At 68.3% G+C, this 19457-nt stretch carries 16 protein-coding genes; 10 read left to right on the top strand and 6 right to left on the bottom strand.

What is annotated here, in order from left to right; genetic code table 11:
* Nucleotides 1-108: 108 nt before the first annotated feature.
* Nucleotides 109-1683 (top strand): phospholipase D family protein, encoded by a 1575-nt coding sequence (locus CDO44_RS13190; protein ID WP_087780682.1) that lies wholly within the window; start codon nt 109-111, stop codon nt 1681-1683.
* Nucleotides 1684-1689: 6 nt separating this feature from the next.
* On the opposite strand, the gene CDO44_RS13185 is transcribed toward CDO44_RS13190, so the two are convergent.
* On the bottom strand, nt 1690-2238 hold the full coding sequence (locus CDO44_RS13185) for a Dps family protein (RefSeq protein ID WP_087780681.1): 549 nt from the start codon (nt 2236-2238) through the stop codon (nt 1690-1692).
* Nucleotides 2239-2624: 386 nt separating this feature from the next.
* On the opposite strand from CDO44_RS13185, the gene CDO44_RS13180 reads away from it, so the two are divergent.
* The 3 genes from CDO44_RS13180 to CDO44_RS13170 all read left to right on the top strand — a co-directional run bounded on the left by CDO44_RS13180 (nt 2625) and on the right by CDO44_RS13170 (nt 7797).
* Nucleotides 2625-3773, top strand: coding sequence for an MFS transporter (locus CDO44_RS13180; protein WP_158213284.1), 1149 nt, complete (start codon nt 2625-2627; stop codon nt 3771-3773).
* 150 nt (nt 3774-3923) lie between these two features.
* Nucleotides 3924-5519: a glucan biosynthesis protein gene (locus CDO44_RS13175; RefSeq protein WP_087780679.1), complete on the top strand. Its 1596-nt coding sequence runs from the start codon at nt 3924-3926 to the stop codon at nt 5517-5519.
* A gap of 58 nt (nt 5520-5577) precedes the next feature.
* On the top strand, nt 5578-7797 hold the full coding sequence (locus CDO44_RS13170) for an FUSC family protein (protein ID WP_087780678.1): 2220 nt from the start codon (nt 5578-5580) through the stop codon (nt 7795-7797).
* 2 nt (nt 7798-7799) lie between these two features.
* On the opposite strand, the gene cadR is transcribed toward CDO44_RS13170, so the two are convergent.
* Complete coding sequence (cadR, locus tag CDO44_RS13165; protein ID WP_087780677.1) at nt 7800-8252, bottom strand: Cd(II)/Pb(II)-responsive transcriptional regulator; 453 nt, start codon at nt 8250-8252, stop codon at nt 7800-7802.
* 136 nt (nt 8253-8388) lie between these two features.
* On the opposite strand from cadR, the gene CDO44_RS13160 reads away from it, so the two are divergent.
* Nucleotides 8389-10584: a heavy metal translocating P-type ATPase gene (locus tag CDO44_RS13160; RefSeq protein ID WP_233146170.1), complete on the top strand. Its 2196-nt coding sequence runs from the start codon at nt 8389-8391 to the stop codon at nt 10582-10584.
* Nucleotides 10585-10656: 72 nt separating this feature from the next.
* Here CDO44_RS13160 and yaaA read toward each other — a convergent pair whose 3' ends face one another.
* Nucleotides 10657-11430 (bottom strand): peroxide stress protein YaaA, encoded by a 774-nt coding sequence (gene yaaA / locus CDO44_RS13155; protein ID WP_087780675.1) that lies wholly within the window; start codon nt 11428-11430, stop codon nt 10657-10659.
* 17 nt (nt 11431-11447) lie between these two features.
* On the opposite strand from yaaA, the gene CDO44_RS13150 reads away from it, so the two are divergent.
* Together CDO44_RS13150 and CDO44_RS13145 are read left to right on the top strand one after the other, a co-directional pair.
* Complete coding sequence (locus CDO44_RS13150) at nt 11448-11861, top strand: YchJ family protein (protein WP_087780674.1); 414 nt, start codon at nt 11448-11450, stop codon at nt 11859-11861.
* 61 nt (nt 11862-11922) lie between these two features.
* On the top strand, nt 11923-12792 hold the full coding sequence (locus tag CDO44_RS13145) for an alpha/beta hydrolase (RefSeq protein WP_087780673.1): 870 nt from the start codon (nt 11923-11925) through the stop codon (nt 12790-12792).
* Between the two features lie 4 nt (nt 12793-12796).
* Here the strand turns inward: CDO44_RS13145 and CDO44_RS13140 are convergent, their stop codons facing one another.
* Both CDO44_RS13140 and CDO44_RS13135 read right to left on the bottom strand, forming a co-directional pair.
* The gene (locus CDO44_RS13140; RefSeq protein ID WP_087780672.1) at nt 12797-14557 is read right to left on the bottom strand and encodes a thiamine pyrophosphate-binding protein; all 1761 of its coding nucleotides are present in this window, start codon (nt 14555-14557) and stop codon (nt 12797-12799) included.
* Between the two features lie 2 nt (nt 14558-14559).
* The gene (locus CDO44_RS13135; protein WP_158213283.1) at nt 14560-15534 is read right to left on the bottom strand and encodes a tripartite tricarboxylate transporter substrate binding protein; all 975 of its coding nucleotides are present in this window, start codon (nt 15532-15534) and stop codon (nt 14560-14562) included.
* A 109-nt stretch (nt 15535-15643) separates the two neighbouring features.
* Between CDO44_RS13135 and CDO44_RS13130 the strand changes: the two genes are divergently transcribed.
* The 3 genes from CDO44_RS13130 (at nt 15644) to CDO44_RS13120 (ending at nt 18356) form a co-directional block, all read left to right on the top strand.
* Nucleotides 15644-16543, top strand: coding sequence for a helix-turn-helix domain-containing protein (locus CDO44_RS13130; RefSeq protein ID WP_158213282.1), 900 nt, complete (start codon nt 15644-15646; stop codon nt 16541-16543).
* Nucleotides 16544-16615: 72 nt separating this feature from the next.
* On the top strand, nt 16616-17341 hold the full coding sequence (locus CDO44_RS13125; protein WP_087780670.1) for an enoyl-CoA hydratase/isomerase family protein: 726 nt from the start codon (nt 16616-16618) through the stop codon (nt 17339-17341).
* Nucleotides 17342-17384: 43 nt separating this feature from the next.
* Complete coding sequence (locus tag CDO44_RS13120) at nt 17385-18356, top strand: nitronate monooxygenase family protein (protein WP_255407799.1); 972 nt, start codon at nt 17385-17387, stop codon at nt 18354-18356.
* Here the strand turns inward: CDO44_RS13120 and CDO44_RS13115 are convergent.
* Nucleotides 18335-19456, bottom strand: a complete 1122-nt coding sequence (locus CDO44_RS13115) for a mandelate racemase/muconate lactonizing enzyme family protein (RefSeq protein WP_158213281.1) — start codon at nt 19454-19456, stop codon at nt 18335-18337. The genes CDO44_RS13120 and CDO44_RS13115 overlap by 22 nt on opposite strands.
* Nucleotide 19457: the final 1 nt, after the last annotated feature.

Raw genomic sequence — 19457 nt, 5'->3', positions numbered from 1 at the left:
CCCGCATGCCGCCCGCGCGTCGACGCGGCGGGGCGCGATTTGAGATATTTGCCGCCTTGCCCAACAATGCGGCATCGATCAAAAGATCTCACGCGCCATGCAAGCCACATGACACCGACGAACCGAGGGGCGCACGCGCCGGGCTCGAGGATGACGGCCACGGCACTGGCCCTGCTCCTGGCTCTGCTGGCCGGCTGCTCGCTTCCGCCGCTCGCCGAGCGCGCGCCATCGTCCGCCCTGGACCTGGCCGCGGCACGCCAGACCACCCTGGGTCGCGCAATCTCGCCCCTGGCCAAGGCCCGTCCGGGGGCCGCCGGGCTGCTCCCCCTTGCGGATGCCCGGGATGCCTTTGCCGCCCGCATGCTGTTGGCCCAGGCGGCAGAACGCACACTCGACGTCCAGTATTACATCTGGCGCAACGACATGACGGGCACCATGCTGCTCGAAGCCCTGCATGCCGCGGCCGACCGGGGCGTCCGGGTACGCCTGCTGCTGGACGACAATGGCATCTCGGGCCTGGACGAGACGCTGGCCGCGCTCGACGCGCATCCCAACATCGAGGTCCGGCTGTTCAATCCTTTCGTCATCCGCCGGCCCAAGGTACTCGGCTATCTGTTCGACTTTTCGCGCCTGAACCGGCGCATGCACAACAAATCGTTCACCGCCGACAACCAGGCCACCATCGTCGGCGGCCGCAACGTCGGGGATGAATATTTCGGCGCCACCGACGGCGTGCTGTTCGCGGACCTGGACGTGCTGGCCATCGGCCAGATCGTCGGGGAGGTGTCGTCGGACTTCGACCGGTACTGGGCCAGTCCGTCGGCCTATCCCGCGAGCCAGCTGTTGCCGCCGGTTTCCGCAGCACGGCTGGAAGCGCTGGCTCGGCACTCGCGCGCGGTCGAAGCCGATCCGCAGGCCGCCGCCTACGTGCGTGCCGTGCGCGAGCAGCCCTTCATCCGCGACCTCGCCGCGGGCACCTTGCCGCTGGAGTGGGCGCCGGCCAGGATGGTGAGCGACGACCCGGCCAAGGCACAAGGCAAATCTCCACCCGAAGCCCTGGTCACGCACCAGCTCACCCGCATCATCGGGACGCCGGAAAAGGAAGTCGACCTGGTCTCGCCCTACTTCGTGCCCGGTGCCGAGGGGACGCAAGCCTTCGCCGCCATGGCACGGCAAGGCGTGCGCCTGCGCATCCTGACCAACGCCCTCGAAGCCACCGACGTCCCGGTCGTGCACTCGGGCTACGCCAAGCGCCGCCGGGCCCTGCTGGAAGCGGGCATACGGCTCTACGAAATGCGCAGCGCCTCGCGCCACAGCGGCTCGCCGGAAGGCAGGCCGCTCTTCGGCAGCTCCGGCTCCAGCCTGCACGCCAAGACCTTCGGCGTCGACCGCAAGCGGGCGTTCATCGGTTCGTTCAATTTCGACCCCCGCTCGGCCAACCTGAATACCGAACTCGGATTCGTCATCGATAGTCCCGAGCTCGCAGGCCGCATCGCGGATGCATTCGACGCCGCGATTCCCGCGAGCGCCTACGAAGTGGTCCTCGGCAAGGACGGCAAGCCGCGCTGGCTGGAGCGCTCGGGTGGCCGCGTCGTGGAGCATGACACCGAACCGGGCACCACGGCGCTGGGACGCCTCTGGATACGGTTTCTGTCGCTGCTGCCGATCGAACCCCTGCTCTGAACGGACCTAGTGTCCCGTGCTGTCGGCGTTGCGGCTCGCCTCGAACAGGAACCAGGTCCGCCGCTCGGCCTGGTCGATCCAGTTCTCGATCAGGCTCGCGGTGGCAATGTCGCGATGGGTATCGCAGATGTTGTGCGCCTCGCGCAGGTGGCTCGCGAGATCCTTGTTGTCTTCGCGCAATTCGGCCAGCATGTCGAGCGGCTGCACGAAATCGGCGTCGTTGTCGAGCACGCGCTGCAGTCGCGCGATATGCCCGATGGACTTGATCGTCGGCCCGCCGATCTTGCGCACGCGCTCCGCGATGTCGTCGGTCATGCCGAACAGCTCGACGGATTGTTCGTCCAGCAGTTCGTGGTAGTCGCGGAAATGAGGGCCGCTCATGTGCCAATGGAAATTCTTGGTCTTGAGATACAGGGCGAACACGTCGGCCAGGATGCCGTTGAGCACGCCGCTCAGTTCGCGGGTAGCCTCCGCGCTCAGGTCGGTAGGCGTGGCCAGCGGGGCGGCGCGGCGCTTCTTCAGCTTGGTTTGGCGTTCGGTGTCGATGCGCTTCATGGAGTGCTCCAGCGTGGGATGGATCGGATCCTGCCTGTACTCATGACGCGGACCGGGCCGGCGCCGCAGGCGCCGCCGCGAGCCGCATCCACCGGCCGATTATGGAGTGGGGCGGCAGCCAGATCAACCGATGCCCCGCCCGCCGCAAAACCCGCTTACCTCTTGCTCGCGGCCCGGGCGGCGGCGCGCCGCGAGGGTCCGCGCGTGACTAATGGTAAACCCGTATCAGCCTCGCAAAAGCGTGTAGACTTATGCGCTCGCACATTCCGGCCGGTCGCGCGAGGCCCGGCGCCTGGCCGATACTCCCTAGCCGCTTGAACTCCGCATCGCCCTCGCCCCCGCCGCGCGCCCTCTGGAAGGTCCGCGCGCTCGTCACGATATCGCTCATGACCGGCGTCATGGGCAGCAGCGTCCCCACGCCCCTCTACCCCCTGTACCAGGCCCGGCTGCACCTGCCCTCGTTCACGACCACGGCGATCTTCTTCGCCTATGTGGTCGGCGTCCTCAGCGCGCTGCTCATAGGCGGGCGGCTCGCCGATCGCGTACGCGACCGCCGCAAGCTGATGCTGCCGGCCCTGGGCATGGTGGCCATGGGCGCCGTCCTGCTCGCGCTCGCCCAGGGCCTGGGCATGCTGCTGGCCGGCCGCCTGTTGGCGGGCATGGGAACCGGCACGCTGACGGGGGCGGCCAACGCCGCCCTGCTCGACCTCGAACCCCCGCAACACAAGCAGCGGGCGGCGCTGTTCGGCACCGCGGCATTCACGCTGGGCTCCATCCTCGGTCCCATCCTCAGCGGCCTCGCCCTGCAAAGCGGTTTCTATCCCCTGGTCGCGCCGTTCCTGGTCATCGTCTCGATCACGCTGGCCGCCGGCTACGGACTGTGGCGCCAGCCGCTGCGCCGCGCGGCCACGCCTGCACAAACCTCCCCGTCCCATGCGGCGCACGCGGCGCCGCGCGCCTTGCCAGCGCGGCGGGTCGCCCAGCTCATGCTGTTGAGCTGTATTTCGCTCTCCATCGTCTGGGGGGTCGGTTCGTCCCTCATGGCAATGGGGCCTTCGCTGGGGGAAAAACTGCTCCACATCCACGACTATGCGCTCAGCGGCTATGCCAGTTCGCTGCTCGCGGCCTGCGCCGGCGCGGCGCAGTTCTTCAGCCAGCGCGCGGCCAGTTCGTCCGCGTTCCGCTATGGCAACATGGTTTTCGCCACCGGCCTGGCTTGCGCCATCGCCTCGCTGCTGTTGACGCAGGCCTGGCTGATGGGGGTGGCGGTGCTGATTACCGGCCTGGGGTTCGGCGCGGCGTTCATCGGAGCGGCCGGCATCGTCAACCAGATCGCTCCGCCCCAGCGGCGCGGCCTGATGGTGTCGCTGTTCTACATCGCCGGCTATATCGGCAACGCCTGGCCCATGCTGCTGGGTATCATCACCGACCATATCGGCCCCATGACCGCCGCGATGACGCTGCTGGTCACGGCCATCGCCGCATCGGTCTGCTTCGTGGCGGTGTCGCGCACATTGCTGCCGGCGCGCGCCTGACAGCATCCCTGGCTGGCCCGAGTTACTCACCCGGAATGTGGACAAGGTAGTGGACAGCCTTGGGACTACACAAAAAAACCTTTTCTCACCAACGACTTACGCGGGGTGATGAAAAATTGGGCACGCGATGAAAACGGATGGCCTAGCAACATGACCGATCGCCGTACCTTCCTGGCCGCCATGAGCGCCCTTGCCGTGGCCGCCCTCGGCCATGCGCCGGCCGCCGCGGCGGCCGGACTGAAGCTGGGCAGGCGCTCGCCCTTCTCTTTCGAACGGCTGCGCGAGGAAGCACGCCGCGCGGCACAGCGCCCTTTCCAGCCCGTACCGGTACCGTCATGGCCCATTCTCGAGCGCCTGGACTATGCCGCCCACGGCCAGATCCGGTTCAAGCCCGACTATGCGCTGTTCGCCGACGGACCGGGCCAGTTTCCGGTCACCTTCTTCCACCTCGGACGGTTTTCCCCTTCGCCGGTACGCATGTACGTGCTCGACGCCGGCCGAGGCCAGGCACGCGAAATCGTCTACGACGAAGGCTATTTCGACATGCCGTCCGACAGCCCCGCGCATGCGCTGCCCCCGGGCATCGGCTTTGCCGGCTTTCGCTTCCAGGAGAGCCGCCTGGCTCAGCCCTCCGCCCGCGACTGGCGCACCAACGACTGGGTCGCCTTCCTGAGCGCGTCGTACTTCCGCGCCATCGGCGAACTGTATCAGTACGGACTGTCGGCGCGAGGCATCGCGATCGACATCGCCGTTCCCGATCGCCCCGAGGAGTTCCCGGCCTTCACTCACATCTACTTCGAACCGCCCCGTGACGGCAGCGATACCGTCACGGTCTATGCGCGGCTGGACGGCCCCAGCATCACGGGTGCGTTCCGCTTCGACATGACGCGCGGCAAGGCGGTCTTGATGGACATCGACGCCTCGCTGTTCCTGCGCCGGGACGTGGCACGGCTGGGCATCGCCCCCCTGACCTCCATGTACTGGTTCTCGGAAGCGCAGAAGCCCACCGCCGTCGATTGGCGTCCCGAAGTGCATGACTCCGACGGACTCGCGATGTGGACGCGCGGCGGGGAATACATCTGGCGCCCCTTGAACAATCCGCCACGCATCATCGCCTCCGCCTTCAGCGACGAGAACCCGCGCGGCTTCGGCCTGCTCCAGCGCGACAGGAACTTCGACCATTACCTGGACGGCGTCTTCTACGACCGCCGGCCGTCGCTGTGGGTCGAGCCGCTCGGCGACTGGGGCCCCGGCACGGTTCAACTGGTGGAGATTCCGACCGACGATGAAATCCACGACAACATCGTCGCCATGTGGGTGCCTGCCGCGCCCGCGGCCAAGGGTTCGTCCTATCGCCTCAAGTACCGCCTTCACTGGACCGACCAGGAACCCTTCGCGCCGTCGATGGCTCGCTGCGTGGCCACCCGGCTGGGCAACGGCGGACAGCCCGGCCAACCGCGCCCCCCGGGCGTGCGCAAGTTCATGGTGGAATTCCTCGGCGGACCGCTCGCGCAACTGCCTTATGGCGTGAAGCCCGAACCCGTGCTGTGGGCCTCGCGCGGCGGCTTCTCCTACGTCTACATGGAAGCGGTGCCGGACGACGTCCCGGGCCATTGGCGCGCCCAGTTCGACCTGACGGTGCAAGGCGCCGACCCGGTGGAGCTTCGCCTCTACCTCAAGAGCGGCGACCAGACGCTGTCCGAGACGTGGCTCTATCAGTACCACCCGCCCGCCAACCCAGCGTGAAGCGGCCGCGCCTCCATTTCAAATAGAATCCGCTGAACGTCGCCCGGATTCCATCTCGATGGACTACTCCACCAAAAGCATCAAGAAGTTCATCTACAGCCAGTACTTCTACATGGGCATCCGGCAAGCGGTCGGCGTGCTGATGCCCGCTCTGCTGTTGCTGGGACTGTTTCACCAGGCCGTACTGGGCCTGGCGGCCACGTTCGGCGCGATATGCGTCGCCATTGTCGACCAGCCCGGACCCTATCGTCATCGGCGCAACGAAATGCTGGGCTGCGCCTTGCTGGGCACGATGGCCGCCGGCGTCACTGCGCTTGCCACCCCATATCCGCTCGCGCTGTGGGCCGCGGTCATCGCGCAGTGCTTCTGCTTTTCGCTGTTGACCGTGTTCGGGCGCAAAGGCGGACTGATGGGGTTCGGCTGCCTGCTGGTCATGACGCTCACGATGCACGACACCATGGACGCCCGGGGCGCCGCCCTCCATGCCGCGGCGACCCTGGGCGGCGGCCTGTGGTACACGGCCTTCAGCCTCGTGGTGAACCGACTCATGTGGTACCGGCAGGAGCAGCAGGCGATCGCGGTCTGTATTTTTGCCTCGGCCGAGTACCTGGAAGTCAAGGCCAGATTCTATGATCCCGACGTCGACATCGAAGAAAGCTACCGCCACCTGATCGCCAAGCAGGCGGCGGTGGCCGAGCAACAGGAAGCCGCGCGCGACGTGGTGCTGCGCGAACTGCCGCGCCGCTCCAACCGCAGGCGCGACCAGTACCGCGCCATGCTGTTCAACCTGTTCATCGATATCGTCGACCTGCACGAAACCATGGTGGCCGTCCATACCGATTACCTGCTGCTGCGGCGGGTATTCAAGGACTCGGACCTGCTCGTCTTCTTCCGCGACCTGCTCCACAAGCTGTCCCAGGACACCGAGGCGGTCGGATTCGCCGTGACCCAGGGCATTCACAGCAAGAGCAAGATCACCGTCAAGGCCGAGGTCCGGGCCATCGAATACGAGATCGAACTGCTCAAGCGCAACGGTTTCCCCGAGGCCGAGCCGGAAGCCTACGCGGCCTTGATCTCCACTTTCCGCCGCGCGCGCAACGCGGCCCATATCGTCGACCGGCTGCACCGCCACACCGACGTCGCCCATACCGACGAGCCCGCTTCGCTCCAGGTCGACGCTTCGCTGCAGCGCTTCCTGTCGCGCCAGGACTTCAAACTGGGCCGCCTGACCAGCAATCTCAGGATGGGCTCCCCCTACCTGCGGCACGCCTTGCGCGTCGCCGTGGCGGCGGCCCTGGGCATGACCATTTCCAGCGAATGGCTGATGCCGCACCATGCCATCCACGGCTACTGGGTGGTGCTGACGATACTGGTCATCATGAAGCCGGGCTTCGGTCTCTCCAAGCAGCGCAACCTGCAGCGGCTGGCGGGCACGCTGATCGGCTGCGCGCTGGTCCTGGCCCTGCTGTACTTCGTGCACAACAAGTTCGTGCTGCTGGTGGCGATGTTCGTGGCCGTGGTCATGGCCAACAGCCTCGTGCTGCTGTACTACGCCGGCAGTTCGGCCTTCAATACGGCGTTCGTGCTGCTCAGCTTCCACTTCCTGGCGCCGGGGTCGCTCATGGTCGTGGGCGAAAGGGCGATCGACACGCTGGTCGGCTCGGCCATTGCGCTGGCGTGCAGCTACGTCTTTCCCTATTGGGAATATCGACTGCTCAAGCCGTTCCTGCGCCGCGCCATCCAGGCCAATCGCCAGTACCTGGCCGCCAGCCGCAAGCTGCTCGGTTCTTCGCTCGGCAACCTGGACATGCACCAGGACGACGTGGAATACCGCCTGGCCCGCAAGAATGTGCACATCGCCTTCGGCAATTTCGCCAATTCGTTCTACCGGATGATGCTGGAGCCCAAGTCCAAGCAGCGGTCGGCAGCCGAATTGAACAACCTGGTGATCCAGTTGCACGACCTAGCCGCGCAGGTCGGCGCGTCGGCCCCGCTGATCGCCGCCATGCCAGGCCTGCCGCCGGCGCTCGATTCCATCCTCGATGCCGTGGACCATCTGCTGCGGAACGCCGAGTCCGGCAAGCCCGCCCCCGCCGACGACGCGGAACGACTCAAGGAACTCGTGAAAGACCTGGACGCCGCGGTATCGGCGGCGCTGGCCGAGCCCGCCCAGGCCGACCCCGAGCAAGTGCTCATGCTGCGGCAGCTGGCGTACCAGGTGAAACAGATGGCCAAGACGGCCTCGGTGATACGCGCCACCGTGCCCCAGTTGAGCTAGCGTCAGCCGTGGGTCGGACCGAGCAGGCCGTGCTTGTGCTCCGCCTCGCGGCGCGCCGGCTCCGGCGCCGCGGCCAAGCCCTGGAGAATGCCGCAATCGCTCGCGGCCAGGTCCCCCCGGCATTGGCTGCGCAGCGCCTTGAGCGTTTTCTGCAAGGCCTTGAGTTCCGCGATCCGGGTCGCGACGTGGCCGATATGCTCGTCCAGCAGGGCGTTGATTTCCCCGCAGTTCTCAGCCGGCGCGTCGCAGAAACGCAAGAGGCGCCGGATCTCGTCCAGCGTCATGTCGAGCGCCCGGCAGTTGCGCACCAGTTGCAGCCTTTCGACGTGGGAATCGCCATAGATGCGGTAGTTGCCGGACGTGCGCGCGGGCGGCGGCAGCAATCCTTCCCGCTCGTAGTAACGGATCGTTTCGACCGGCGTGCTCGTGCGTGCGGCCAGTTCGCCTATCTTCATCGGGCCCTCTGCCTGGCTGTTCTCCCGACCAAGCATACGCCAATGCCGACGGCCGCGCATGCTCCTGCGCTGGCCGCTTGACTCTGTACCCGCTACAGGGTTTCAAATGGTTCCGACGATATTTGGAGCCCAACGGATGTCCGAATCCTGCCATCACTGCCAATGCGGCGGCCCGGAGACCCCTGCCGAGGCCGCTCCGCCCCGCGATCGACCCGCGGCCGCCGAAGCCGGCCTGCGCGAATCGCTGTTCAAGATCGAGCAGATGGACTGCCCGACCGAAGAGCGGCTGCTGCGCAAGGCGCTCGAATCGCTGCGCGGAGTCCGCACGCTGTCCTTCGACCTCATCCAGCGCACGCTGAAGGTTGGCCACGTGCTGGACGATCCCCAGCCGATCATAGCGGCCATCGCCGGGCTGAACATGTCGCCGGTGCTGCTCGATGCCTCCGCGCCGCCTGAGGCGGCTCCCGCCGACGCCGCACCGCGGCTGCCATGGGCCAGGATGGGCCTGGCCGGAGTCTGCGCGGTGGGCGCCGAAGTGCTGGCCTATGCCTCGGGAACGGACACCTCGCTGCCGGTGGCCGCGCTGGCGCTCGCGGCCATCCTGCTCGGCGGCCTGGGTACGCTGCGCAAGGGATGGCTCGCCCTCAAGCACTTCACGCTCAACATCAACCTGCTGATGACAGTGGCGGTCATCGGCGCGGCCTTGATCGGCCAATGGCCGGAGGCCGCCATGGTGATCTGGCTGTTCGGCGTGGCCGAGATGATCGAGGCCCTGAGCCTGACGCGCGCCCGCAACGCCATTCGCAGCCTGACCGCGCTGGCGCCCGAGCGTGGCCTGGTGCGCCAGGCCGACGGCGCCTGGCGCGAATTGCCGGCCAGGCTCATAAGCGTGGGCGCCGAGGTACGCGTGCGGCCAGGCGAACGCATCGTGCTGGACGGCGTCGTCCTGAACGGCGCCTCCAGCGTCGACCAGGCGCCCATCACGGGCGAAAGCATGCCGGTGGACAAGCAGCCGGGCGACCCGCTCTACGCCGGCACCGTCAACCAGCAGGGCGTGCTGGAATACCGCGTGACGGCTGGCGCGGGCCACACCATGCTGGACCGGATCGCCCACACGATCCAGGAGGCCCAGGGCAAGCGCGCGCCCACCCAGCGATTCATCGACCGCTTCGCGCGCATCTACACGCCGGCGGTATTCGCCGTGGCCATCGTCGTGGCCCTGGCCGGGCCGCTGGCGCTGGGCATGGCCTGGCTGGATTCGGTCTATCGCGCGCTGGTGCTGCTGGTCATCGCCTGCCCCTGCGCGCTGGTCATCTCGACGCCGGTCACCATTGTCAGTGGGCTGGCATCGGCGGCCAGGCGCGGCATCCTCATCAAGGGCGGCCTCTATCTCGAACAAGGCCGCCACCTGCGCCGGCTGGCCCTGGACAAGACCGGCACGCTCACCCACGGCAAGCCGGTGCTGACCGACGTGGTGCCGCTGGGCGCCGCGCCCATGGCGTCCGCGCAGGCGTTGCAACTGGCGGCCAGTCTCGATGCATTGTCGCCCCACCCGGTGGCCCATGCGATCGTCTCGGCCCACCCAGGCGAACTGCTGCCCGTTTCCGGCTTCGCGTCGCTGCCGGGCCGCGGGGTGACCGGCCATATCGCCGGCAAGGCCTACGGCCTCGGCAGCCTGCGCCTGGCGCGAGACCTGGGCGCGGTCGATGCCGGACTGGAAGCGACGATGGAAGCCTTGGAGCGCCAGGGCAAGACCACCGTCATCCTGTGCGAGGAAGGCGCCGCGGTGGCGGTCCTCGCGGTCGCGGACACGGCGCGGGCATCGAGCCGCGCCGCCGTGGCGGACTTGCGCCGCCTGGGCGTGGAGCCGGTGATCCTGTCGGGCGACAACGCCGCCACGGTGCGCGCCGTCGCCGCCGAACTGGGCATCGATGACGCCCGGGGCAACCTGCTGCCGGAGGACAAGCTCGCCGCCGTGGAGGCACTCGCCAAGCAGGCCCCCGTCGGCATGGTGGGCGACGGCGTCAACGACGCCCCGGCGCTCGCCCGCGCCCACATCGGCTTCGCCATGGGCGCGGCCGGCACGGATACCGCGATCGAAACGGCCGACGTCGCGCTGATGCAGGACGATCTGCGCAAGCTGCCCGAATTCATCCGGCTGTCCCGGCGCACGTCGGGCGTGCTGTGGCAGAACATCGTCTTCGCCCTGGCCATCAAGCTGGTGTTCTTCGGACTGACGTTCACCGGCGACGCCACGCTGTGGATGGCGGTGTTCGCCGACGCGGGCGCGAGCCTGCTGGTGGTGTTCAACGGGCTGCGGCTGTTGCGCTGACGCGGCGTGGCCCATGCCGGACACGGTCCGCGGGCTCGCCGCGCGGACCGGCCGGCGGCCGGCTTGCCGGCCCTATGCCGACCGGCGGCGGAACACCAGCCTGTCCGGCGCCGAGGCCGAGGCGTCGTAGGCATAGCCTTCGGCATCGAACCCCTGCAGGGCTTCGGGCTTGGCGATGCGCTTCTCGATGGCATAGCGAGCCATCAGGCCGCGCGCTCGCTTGGCATGGAAGCTGATCACCTTGTAGGCGCCGCCCTTCCAGTCCTCGAAGGTGCACTGGATCACCCGGGCCTTCAGGGTTTTCCGGTCGACCGCCTTGGAATACTCCTCCGACGCGAGATTCACCACGACGGGATGCTTGTCGCCTTCCTGCCGTTCATTCAGGTAGTCGGAAATCTCGCTGCCCCAGTATTCGTAGAGATTCTTCCCCTTGGCGGTCTGCAGGCGGGTACCCATCTCCAGGCGATACGGCTGCATGAGGTCGAGCGGCCGAAGGGCGCCATACAAGCCGCTCAGGATGACCACGTGCTCCTGTGCCCAGTCGAGCTGCCTGGCGGTGAGGCTGCCGGCATCCAGCCCTTCGTAGACGTCGCCGTTGAAGGCCAGCACGGCCTGCTTGGCGTTTTCGGCCGTAAACTTCGGGGTCCACTTGGCATAGCGCGCCACGTTCAACTCGGCTAGCGCCGGGCTCAGGTCCATGAGGCCGGCGATCTCTTCGGCCGACTTGGTCTTGAGCACGGAGATGAGTTTCTTGGCGCGATCCACGAACAAGGGTTGGGTAGCCGTCTCGACGTGCGCGGGCGTGTCGTAATCCAGCTTCTTGGCGGGAGAAAGGAGAAACAGCATGGCAGGTATCGGAGCGAATGAAATCAGGCGTTAATGTAGACCAATTGTGCCCGTGCGGCCTGGGCAAGCCCTATCGCTCATGCTGCGGCCGCTGGCACGAGGGGCCCGCCCGCCTGCAAGCCCCCGATGCGCCGGCGCTGATGCGATCCCGCTACAGCGCCTACGTGCTGGGTCTGCACGATTACGTGCTGGCGACCTGGCATCCGTCCACCCGGCCTGCGGCCCTGGACCCCGATCCGCCGGGACTCAAGTGGTTGGGACTGGAAGTGCGCCGCAGCGGCCTGATCGACGCCGGCCACTCGAGCGTCGAATTCGTGGCCCGCAGCAAGCTCGCGGGGCGGGCCCACCGCCTCCATGAAATCAGCCGTTTCGTCCTGGAAGACGGCCGCTGGTACTACCTGGACGGCACCTTCCCCGGGCAGAGTGGTTAAACTTGCGGGCGGCGCCCCGTCGCCGCCCCGGCCGACCCGGCCCCGACCTTCTATTCGAATCATGCCTGTCCACCCGCTGCACGATCATCCCGCGTTCACGCCGGCATTCTGCGAACGCGAATACAACAACCTCGCGCGCATCCCCGACCATCCTCGCTACACCGCCCGCTGGGCCGCCGACGGCGCCCTCGCCCGGCGCACGCAAAGCGCCCAGCTGGGATTGCGCTACGGCGATGCGCCGGCGGAAACGCTCGACTATTTCCCGCCGCGCAAGCCCGGCGCCCCACTGCTGGTGTTCATCCACGGCGGCTATTGGCGCGCGCTGAACAAATCGGACTTCTCGTGGCTCGCCCCCGCCTATGTCGCCCGCGGCGCCGCGGTCGCGATCGTCGACTACGGGCTGGCGCCGGCCACCCCGATAGAGGAGATCGTGCGGCAGATGCTGCGCGCCCACGCCTGGCTGTATCGCCATGCCGGCGAGCTGGGTTTCGACGCGCGTCGCATCGTCGCCAGCGGCCATTCCGCGGGCGGCCACCTGACCGCGATGATGCTGGCGGCGCGCTGGCGCGAATGGGCGCCAGACCTGCCAGCCGGCCTCGTCGCCGGCGGACTGGCTCTGAGCGGCCTTTTCGACCTCGAACCCGTCGCCCTGGCGCCGTTCCTGGCCAATCTCCAGCTGACGCAGGACCAAGTATCGAAGCTGTCGCCCGCCTACTTCGTGCCCGAGCGCGGCACGCCGATGATCGCCGCGGTCGGCGCGGCGGAAACGGACGAATTCCGCCGCCAGACCGGGCTGATCGCGGCATGCTGGCCGCGCAACGTGAAGCGCACGCTGGTCCTTCCGGACTGCCACCATCTCGACATCTGCGACCGGCTGGCCGATCCGGAGGACGCCCTGTTCGGCGCCGCTTGCGAACTGCTCGGCCTGTGAAGCGCTACTTCGGGCGGACCAACGCCTCGAACCCGTAGCGGTTCATGCTGCCGAACGCCGGCATGGCTGGATGCGGCACGAAGGCGGTGCGGCAGTCGAGCACCGCCGGCACCTCCGCGACCAGCGCCCGCGCCAGCGCCGGCGCGAGATCCCCGGGCTGCGATACGGTCTCGCCATGGCACCCGAAACCACGCGCGATCGCGGCATAGTCCGTTCCGGCGAGCGACGCGCCCAATTCGAAATCCCACTGTGCGAGCTGGCCGGACCGGATGATGCCCCATGCCTCGTTGTTGTGGACGATATTGATCACGGCCAGCCCCTGGCGCCGGGCGGTGTCCAATTCCTGCAGCGTAAAGCCGAACGAACCGTCGCCGGTGATGTTGATCACCGTCCGCCGGGGATGCAGCAGCTTGAGCGCCAGGGCATAGGGCAGGCCGAACCCGAGGTGGCTCATCCCGGGTTCGTGAAAGCGCGTGCGCGTCTCCTGCACAGGCGTCAGGTCATTGCTCCAGAAGCTCGTGTGCCCGCCATCGAAAACAGCGATCGCATCCGGCGGCATGGCGCGGCCTATCTCGCGCGCCAGCGCCGCCGGATGCATGGCGCCCTCGACGGCCTCGTCCACCGCCGCCAACGCGGCCTCGTACCCGGCCCGGACCTGGCGCAGTCCCGGCAGCCAATCCGGCTCGGCGGCCACGGAAACGCCTTGCAAGGCCGCCAGGACATCCTCCAGCGCCTGCCCGACGTCGCACGGCATCGCGATCTCGTGCAGTGCCGGCGCGCCGAGCGCCGACGGATCGATATTGACGTTCAGCATGCGATGCCGGCGGCGGACCAGCGGGCCGTGCTCGTCCCACATCCATGACGAGTGACGGCATCCCAGGCTGACGACGACGTCCGCCTGGTCGAAGGCGCGGGCCACGGCGCTGCCGGCGATGAGCCCTCCGTGCCCGACGAAATGCGGACTGTCGCTGGCCACCACACCCAGGCCCATCTGCGTCGGCACGACGGGCGCGCGCAACCGGCGCGCCAGCGCACGCACGGCCGCAGCGGCCTCTGCCCGCACGACGCCTCCGCCCGCGACGATCAACGGCCGCCGGGCCCCGGCAAGGAGGCCTGCCGCTTCCCTTACCTGCGCCGCGGTGGGCCGGGGGCCCGCGCAGGGGCGGTAGCGCGAGGGCGCCACGGCCAGTTCCTCCTCCGGCCAGTCATGCGCGGCGGCCAGCACGTCCTGCGGGATGTCCAGGTGCACCGGTCCGGGCCGCCCGCTCAAGGCCTCCCGGAAGGCACGCCGCACCAGCTCGGGAATGCGGCGGGCATCGTGGACGACTGCGTTCCACTTGACCAGCGGCGCCAGCACCGCCCTCGTATCCATGTCCATGAACATGCCCTGGTGGGGGTAGGCGGCCGCGCGGTGCTGGTTGGTGGTAATGAACAGGGCCGCGAGATTATTGTTGAAAGCCACGCCCGCGCCGGAAGCGAGGTTCAGGCCTCCCGGCCCCATCTCGCCCAGTGCCACGGCGACACGGCCGGATCCCGCATGGACCGCCGCGGCCATCATTGCCGCGGCGGCCTCGTGGCGTACGCCGACGAAAGGAATGGCCGAGCGCGACAAGGCGTGCAGCAGCGGCGCGAGCTTGCCGCCGACGATGCCGAAGACGAACGGCACTGCCTCGGTCTCCAGCAAGCGCACCAGGACTTGCGCCCCGGTCAGCCGGACCGGCTGGACAGCGCCTTCGCCCGGCGCGGAATGGCGAACATCCGTCATGTTCAGTCCTCGGGGGTGAAGCCGGTGGCCTTGACGATGGGTTCCCAGCGCGCCGTGTCTTCCCGCACCCGCGCGGCGAAGGCTTCCGGCGACTCGATCAGCGGCACCAGGCCGTTCTTGGCGAAGACCTCCTGCATCTGCGGCGTCTGCAACGCCTCCTGCACGGCGGCATTGAGGCGACGCACCAGTTCCGCCGGCGTGCGCGCGGGCGCATACCATCCCAGGAACTCGACCATGGCGATGTCGCCGTAGCCCAACTCCGCGAAGCTCGGCACGTCCGGTACGGCGGGCCAGCGCTGCGGGCTGCTGACCGCAAGCGAGCGCAGCCGACCCGTCTTCAGGTGCGGGAGCACTTCGCTGATCACATTGAAGGCCACCGGCACCTGGCCACCCAGCAGGTCCGTGAGCAGCGGCGCGCCGCCCTTGTAGGCCACGCTTCGCATCCCCAGGCCCGCGACGCGGTCGAACGTGGCGCCGACGAAATGGGGCGCCGATCCGGCGGCGGGGACACCGTAGTTGGCCTTGTCCGGATGCCGCCTGACCCAGTCGATGAAATCCGCGAGCGTCTTGACGTGGTCGGGCACGGCCGGCCCGACGGTCATCGAGATCGCATAAGACGCCAATGGCGCCACGGGTACGAAATCGGCCAACGGCGCATACGTCAGCTTCGCCCCATACGTGTGCGGATAGAGGACGATGGGAGACGAAGGCCCTTGCAGCAGCGTGGCGCCGTCGGGGGGCGCCCGCTTGACGAATTCGGCGGCAATGCGCCCGCCCGCGCCGGGCTTGCTGCCCAGCACGATGGTGCCGGGATAGCGCGATCGCAATTGCTCCACCAGCGGCCGGGACACCTGGTCTCCCAATCCCCCCACTGGAAATCCGGACCAGACCACGGTATTGGCCGGCTGTCCCCAGGCCGGCGCGGAAAGGATCGCGAACGCCGCCGCGCTCGCCCGGACGAATCTGCCGCAGTTCATGGCGTCTCCTCGCATCTGCCTCTGTGGGCTTTCCTGGCGGCAACTATAGATGGGACCGTGCCGGAAAATAATGGACAATACCGGCGAGCCTTGCACATATCCGACCTCCATGAGATCGCCTGCGCCGATTGCCGTCGCCTTCCGCGAAGTCCGGCACTTCATGCCGGACGACTGCATGCATTGCGAGCCCATCGGCGTGCGCGGCGTTCTGCACGGCTGGTCGATTCCGGCCCACCGGCATGAAGGCCTGCACCAGTTCCAGCTCATCGAGCGGGGCGGCGCGGAGGCGACGCTCGATGGCATGGATCACCGGCTGGCGGCTCCCGCCGCACTCATGATCGCCCCCGGAACGGTCCATGCGTTCCGCTATCAGCCCGGCAGCGCGGGCTGCCAGGTCACCGTCCCGACGGCACTGCTCAAGAGCGCCTTCTCGACCGCACCGGCCCTGAGCGGCCTGCTGGATCTGCCGCTGGTCATCGGCGCAATCGGCCTCGCAGCCGACGCCGGCTGCGCCGCCGGCCTGTTCGGCAGCCTGTCGGCCGAGTTCGAACGGGCCGAGCCGGGACGCACCGAGGCGCTCAGGGCGCACGCCGTGCTGCTGGCCACCTGGTTCCTGCGGCATGCCAGCGCCGGCGAACGCGCCCACGCGCGGCAGGCGGTGCGCGATACGCTCGTGCAGCGCTACCGGGCCTTGCTCGAGCTCCATTTCCGCCAACAGCACGCCCTCCCCTTCTTCGCTTCGGCCCTGCAAGTCACGCCCGATCACCTGAGCCGCATCTGCAGGACGGTCACCGGCCGCCCGGCGCTCGACATGCTGCACGAACGCCTGGTGCGCGAAGCGCGGCGCCTGCTTGCCACCACCGACGCCACCATCGCCGACATCGCGCAGGACCTCGGCTTTGCCGATGCCGCCTATTTCAGCCGCCTGTTTTCCAAGCGCACGGGCCAGCCCCCGCTGGCGTACCGCCAGTCGCTGCGGCAGGGCCGGGCCGTCCCGCCCGAGGCTTGAGCGCCGGCATAAAGTTGACGAAATTAACTATATAGTTTAATTTATCAACTAATTCCGAAGAAAGGTTCCACCGTGGTCGACGAAAATGCCCTGCTGGCCGAACGCCGTGGCCATGTCCTGTTGTTGACGCTGAACCGCCACCACAAGCGCAATGCGCTCGACACGGCGCTGATGCGCGGCCTGGTGGACGCCTTGCGCGCCGCCGACGCCGATGCCGAGGTCCGCTGCGTCGTCATCGCCGCCCGGGGCACCTGCTTTTGCGCCGGCGCAGACCTGGAAGAACTTCGCTCGCTCCCGCGCGACCGGGCCGACCTGGTGCGGGCCCGGGCCGACCTGCTGGTGGAGATCAACACCGTCGTAGCCGGCATGGGTACGCCGGTCATTGCCGCCGTCAACGGCCCCGCCGTGGGCGCGGGGGCGGGCCTGTCGCTGGGATGCGACCTCGTCGTCGCCTCGCCCGCAGCCCGCTTCGGCTATCCCGAAGTCAGGCACGGCATCTCGGCGGGCATCCTGATTCCCAATCTCATCCGGCAAGTGGGCCCGAAGGCCGCCTTTGAATTGGTCGCAACCGGAGACCCCATCGATGCCGAGCGCGCCTACGCGCTAGGCATGATCAACAGGATCGTGCCCGCCGAAGAACTCGAGGCTGCGGCGCTGGCCCTGGCGGATCGCCTGGCGCAATTCGCCCCCGCCGGCATGTCGGCTTCCAAGCGGGCCTTCCAGCAGGCCTACGACCTGACCATGCAGGACGCCGTGCGCGCCGCGCGCGACGTCAACGACCGGCTGCGCGCCTCATGAGGCCGCGCGCTTCCAGGAACCGCACTCCCTCCTCTCGCCATCCATCATGCTTTCCACCCGACTGACCTCTCTCCTCGGCATTCGCCACCCCATCGTCCAGGGCGGCATGAGCTGGGCTTCCTCCAACGCGGAACTGGCCCTGGCCGTTTCCGAGGCGGGCGGCCTGGGCGTCATCGCGGCCGGCCCCATGTATCCCGACGACCTGCGGGCCGCCATCGCCAAGGTGCGCGCCGGGACCCGCCAGCCCTTCGCTGTCAACGTCCCGCTGTACAACAAGCGGTCCGCGGAGTTCCTGGACATCGTCCTCGAAACGGGGGTACCCGTCATCATCGCGTCGCAGGGCGGGCCCAAGGCCCATATCGGCCGCTTCAAGCAGGCCGGCGTAACCTGGATACAAGTCACCGCCAATCCCGTGCATGCCCGCAAGGCCGAGGATGCCGGCGTGGACGCCGTCATTGCCGTGGGCGGCGAGGCCGGCGGCCACCCGGGCCCGGACGAGGTCGGCACGCTGGTGCTGGTGCGCGCGACAGTCAAGGCGGTATCGGTCCCCGTCATCGGCGCGGGGGGTATCGCCGACGGCGCCGGGATCGCCGCCATGCTGGCGCTGGGAGCGAGCGGCGCGCAACTCGGCACGCGTTTCCTGCTGACGCCCGAGTCCGGCCTGCATGCGGCCTACAAGGACATGGTGCTGAACGCAGGCATCGGCGACACCGCCATCGTCGGCCGAGGACGCTCGCCCATCCGCATGGTCAAGAACGCGTTCTCGGCGGAATACGAAGCGGCGGCCACCTCCGGCGCGAGCGACGCGGAACTGGATGCGCTCTTTGCCCGCAGTTCGCTGCGGCAAGCCGCCAAGGACGGCGACGTCGCGCAAGGCAAGGTGGAGGCAGGACAAAGCGCCGGCCTGATCGACAGCCTGGAACCCGCCGGCGAGCTCGTCGCGCGCCTGGTGCGGGAAACGGAAGCGGCCCTGGCCGCTGCCGCATCCTGCGTTCAGCGTCCCGAAGGGGAATAGTCCACCCCCGTCCCGATGCCGTCCGGCACCGGCAGCGCGCCGGACTCGACCTCCAGGCCGGTAAAGGGATCGTCCAGCAGATGGTCGAACTCGGCCAGCTCGGCCCCGGCATGGATACTCCCTGCCACGCTGGCCACATGCACCCCTTGCGCCGCCAGCAGGCGCGGCCCGAAGATCGCGCCGAAGCGATAGCCGACCCCCGCCGCCTCGCACAGGCGCACCGCGATCAGGGTGTTGCGTATGCCACCCAGGTAATGCAGCTTGAGGTTGTAGGAGTCGGCCGCTCCCATGCCGATCAGGCGCACCAGGCCGGACAGGCTCCCTATGGCTTCGTCGGCCTCGATGGGCAGCGCACCCGCGGCGTGCACGCGGCAGAGGCCCTCGACATCCGCCGCCGCAACCGGTTGCTCCATCATGACCACGCCCAATGGCCGCAACGCCTCGCATACGCGTATGGCCTCGCCGGCCTGGTACGCCTGGTTGGCGTCCACGGTAAGCGTGGCGGCCTCGCCCAGCCGCTCGCGCACGGTTCGCACCCGGGCCACGTCCAGGTCCGGTTCGCCGCTCAGCTTCAGCTTGAGATAGCGATATCCGCTGGCGGCCAGCCTGGCTGCCTGCGCCGCCATCTCCTCCGGAGACTTGATCGAGACGATACGCGACGCTTCGACCGTATCGCGAACCTTGCCGCCCAGGAGCACGTGCAAGGGCACGCCGAGAATGCGGGCCTGAAGATCGTAGATCGCGCAGACGAAGCCCGACAAGGCGCAGACCTCGGCGCCGGCGGCCCCCTCCAGGCGCCGGTGCAGCGCCTCCAGCCCGAACGCGTCCTGCCCCAGCGCTTCGCGCCGGAGCGTTTCCAGGACAGGCTCGATACGGGCCACATCGGGTTTGAAGATAGGCGTGCCCAGGACATGCCCATGGCCGACCTGGCCGTTGCGTGCCGTCAGGGCCACGATCCAGCCGTCCACATGGGTGATGGTGCCGCGTGCGAACCGCCAGCTCGGATCATCCTGGCGCTGCGAGCAGGCGATGATGTCCACGCGGTCTATCGTGGCGGCTCCCCCGGTACGGGCGGCAGCAGGCGCAATGGTGGCGGTCATG

The organism is Pigmentiphaga sp. NML080357, assembly GCF_002188465.1.
Classification (GTDB): Bacteria; Pseudomonadota; Gammaproteobacteria; order Burkholderiales; family Burkholderiaceae_B; genus Pigmentiphaga.
The sequence above is the reverse complement of the archived record's forward strand: the minus strand, read 5'-3'. Positions and strand labels throughout refer to the sequence as shown.

Coding starts and splice junctions, on each gene's coding strand:
- CDO44_RS13170 (WP_087780678.1), top strand. CDS start 5,578: ATGGACTACTCCACCAAAAGCATCAAGAAGTTCATCTACAGCCAGTAC.
- CDO44_RS13140 (WP_087780672.1), bottom strand. CDS start 14,557: ATGACGGATGTTCGCCATTCCGCGCCGGGCGAAGGCGCTGTCCAGCCG.
- CDO44_RS13190 (WP_087780682.1), top strand. CDS start 109: ATGACACCGACGAACCGAGGGGCGCACGCGCCGGGCTCGAGGATGACG.
- CDO44_RS13130 (WP_158213282.1), top strand. CDS start 15,644: ATGAGATCGCCTGCGCCGATTGCCGTCGCCTTCCGCGAAGTCCGGCAC.
- CDO44_RS13150 (WP_087780674.1), top strand. CDS start 11,448: ATGAAATCAGGCGTTAATGTAGACCAATTGTGCCCGTGCGGCCTGGGC.
- yaaA (WP_087780675.1), bottom strand. CDS start 11,430: ATGCTGTTTCTCCTTTCTCCCGCCAAGAAGCTGGATTACGACACGCCC.
- CDO44_RS13175 (WP_087780679.1), top strand. CDS start 3,924: ATGACCGATCGCCGTACCTTCCTGGCCGCCATGAGCGCCCTTGCCGTG.
- cadR (WP_087780677.1), bottom strand. CDS start 8,252: ATGAAGATAGGCGAACTGGCCGCACGCACGAGCACGCCGGTCGAAACG.
- CDO44_RS13180 (WP_158213284.1), top strand. CDS start 2,625: ATGACCGGCGTCATGGGCAGCAGCGTCCCCACGCCCCTCTACCCCCTG.
- CDO44_RS13135 (WP_158213283.1), bottom strand. CDS start 15,534: ATGAACTGCGGCAGATTCGTCCGGGCGAGCGCGGCGGCGTTCGCGATC.
- CDO44_RS13160 (WP_233146170.1), top strand. CDS start 8,389: ATGTCCGAATCCTGCCATCACTGCCAATGCGGCGGCCCGGAGACCCCT.
- CDO44_RS13145 (WP_087780673.1), top strand. CDS start 11,923: ATGCCTGTCCACCCGCTGCACGATCATCCCGCGTTCACGCCGGCATTC.
- CDO44_RS13115 (WP_158213281.1), bottom strand. CDS start 19,456: ATGACCGCCACCATTGCGCCTGCTGCCGCCCGTACCGGGGGAGCCGCC.
- CDO44_RS13185 (WP_087780681.1), bottom strand. CDS start 2,238: ATGAAGCGCATCGACACCGAACGCCAAACCAAGCTGAAGAAGCGCCGC.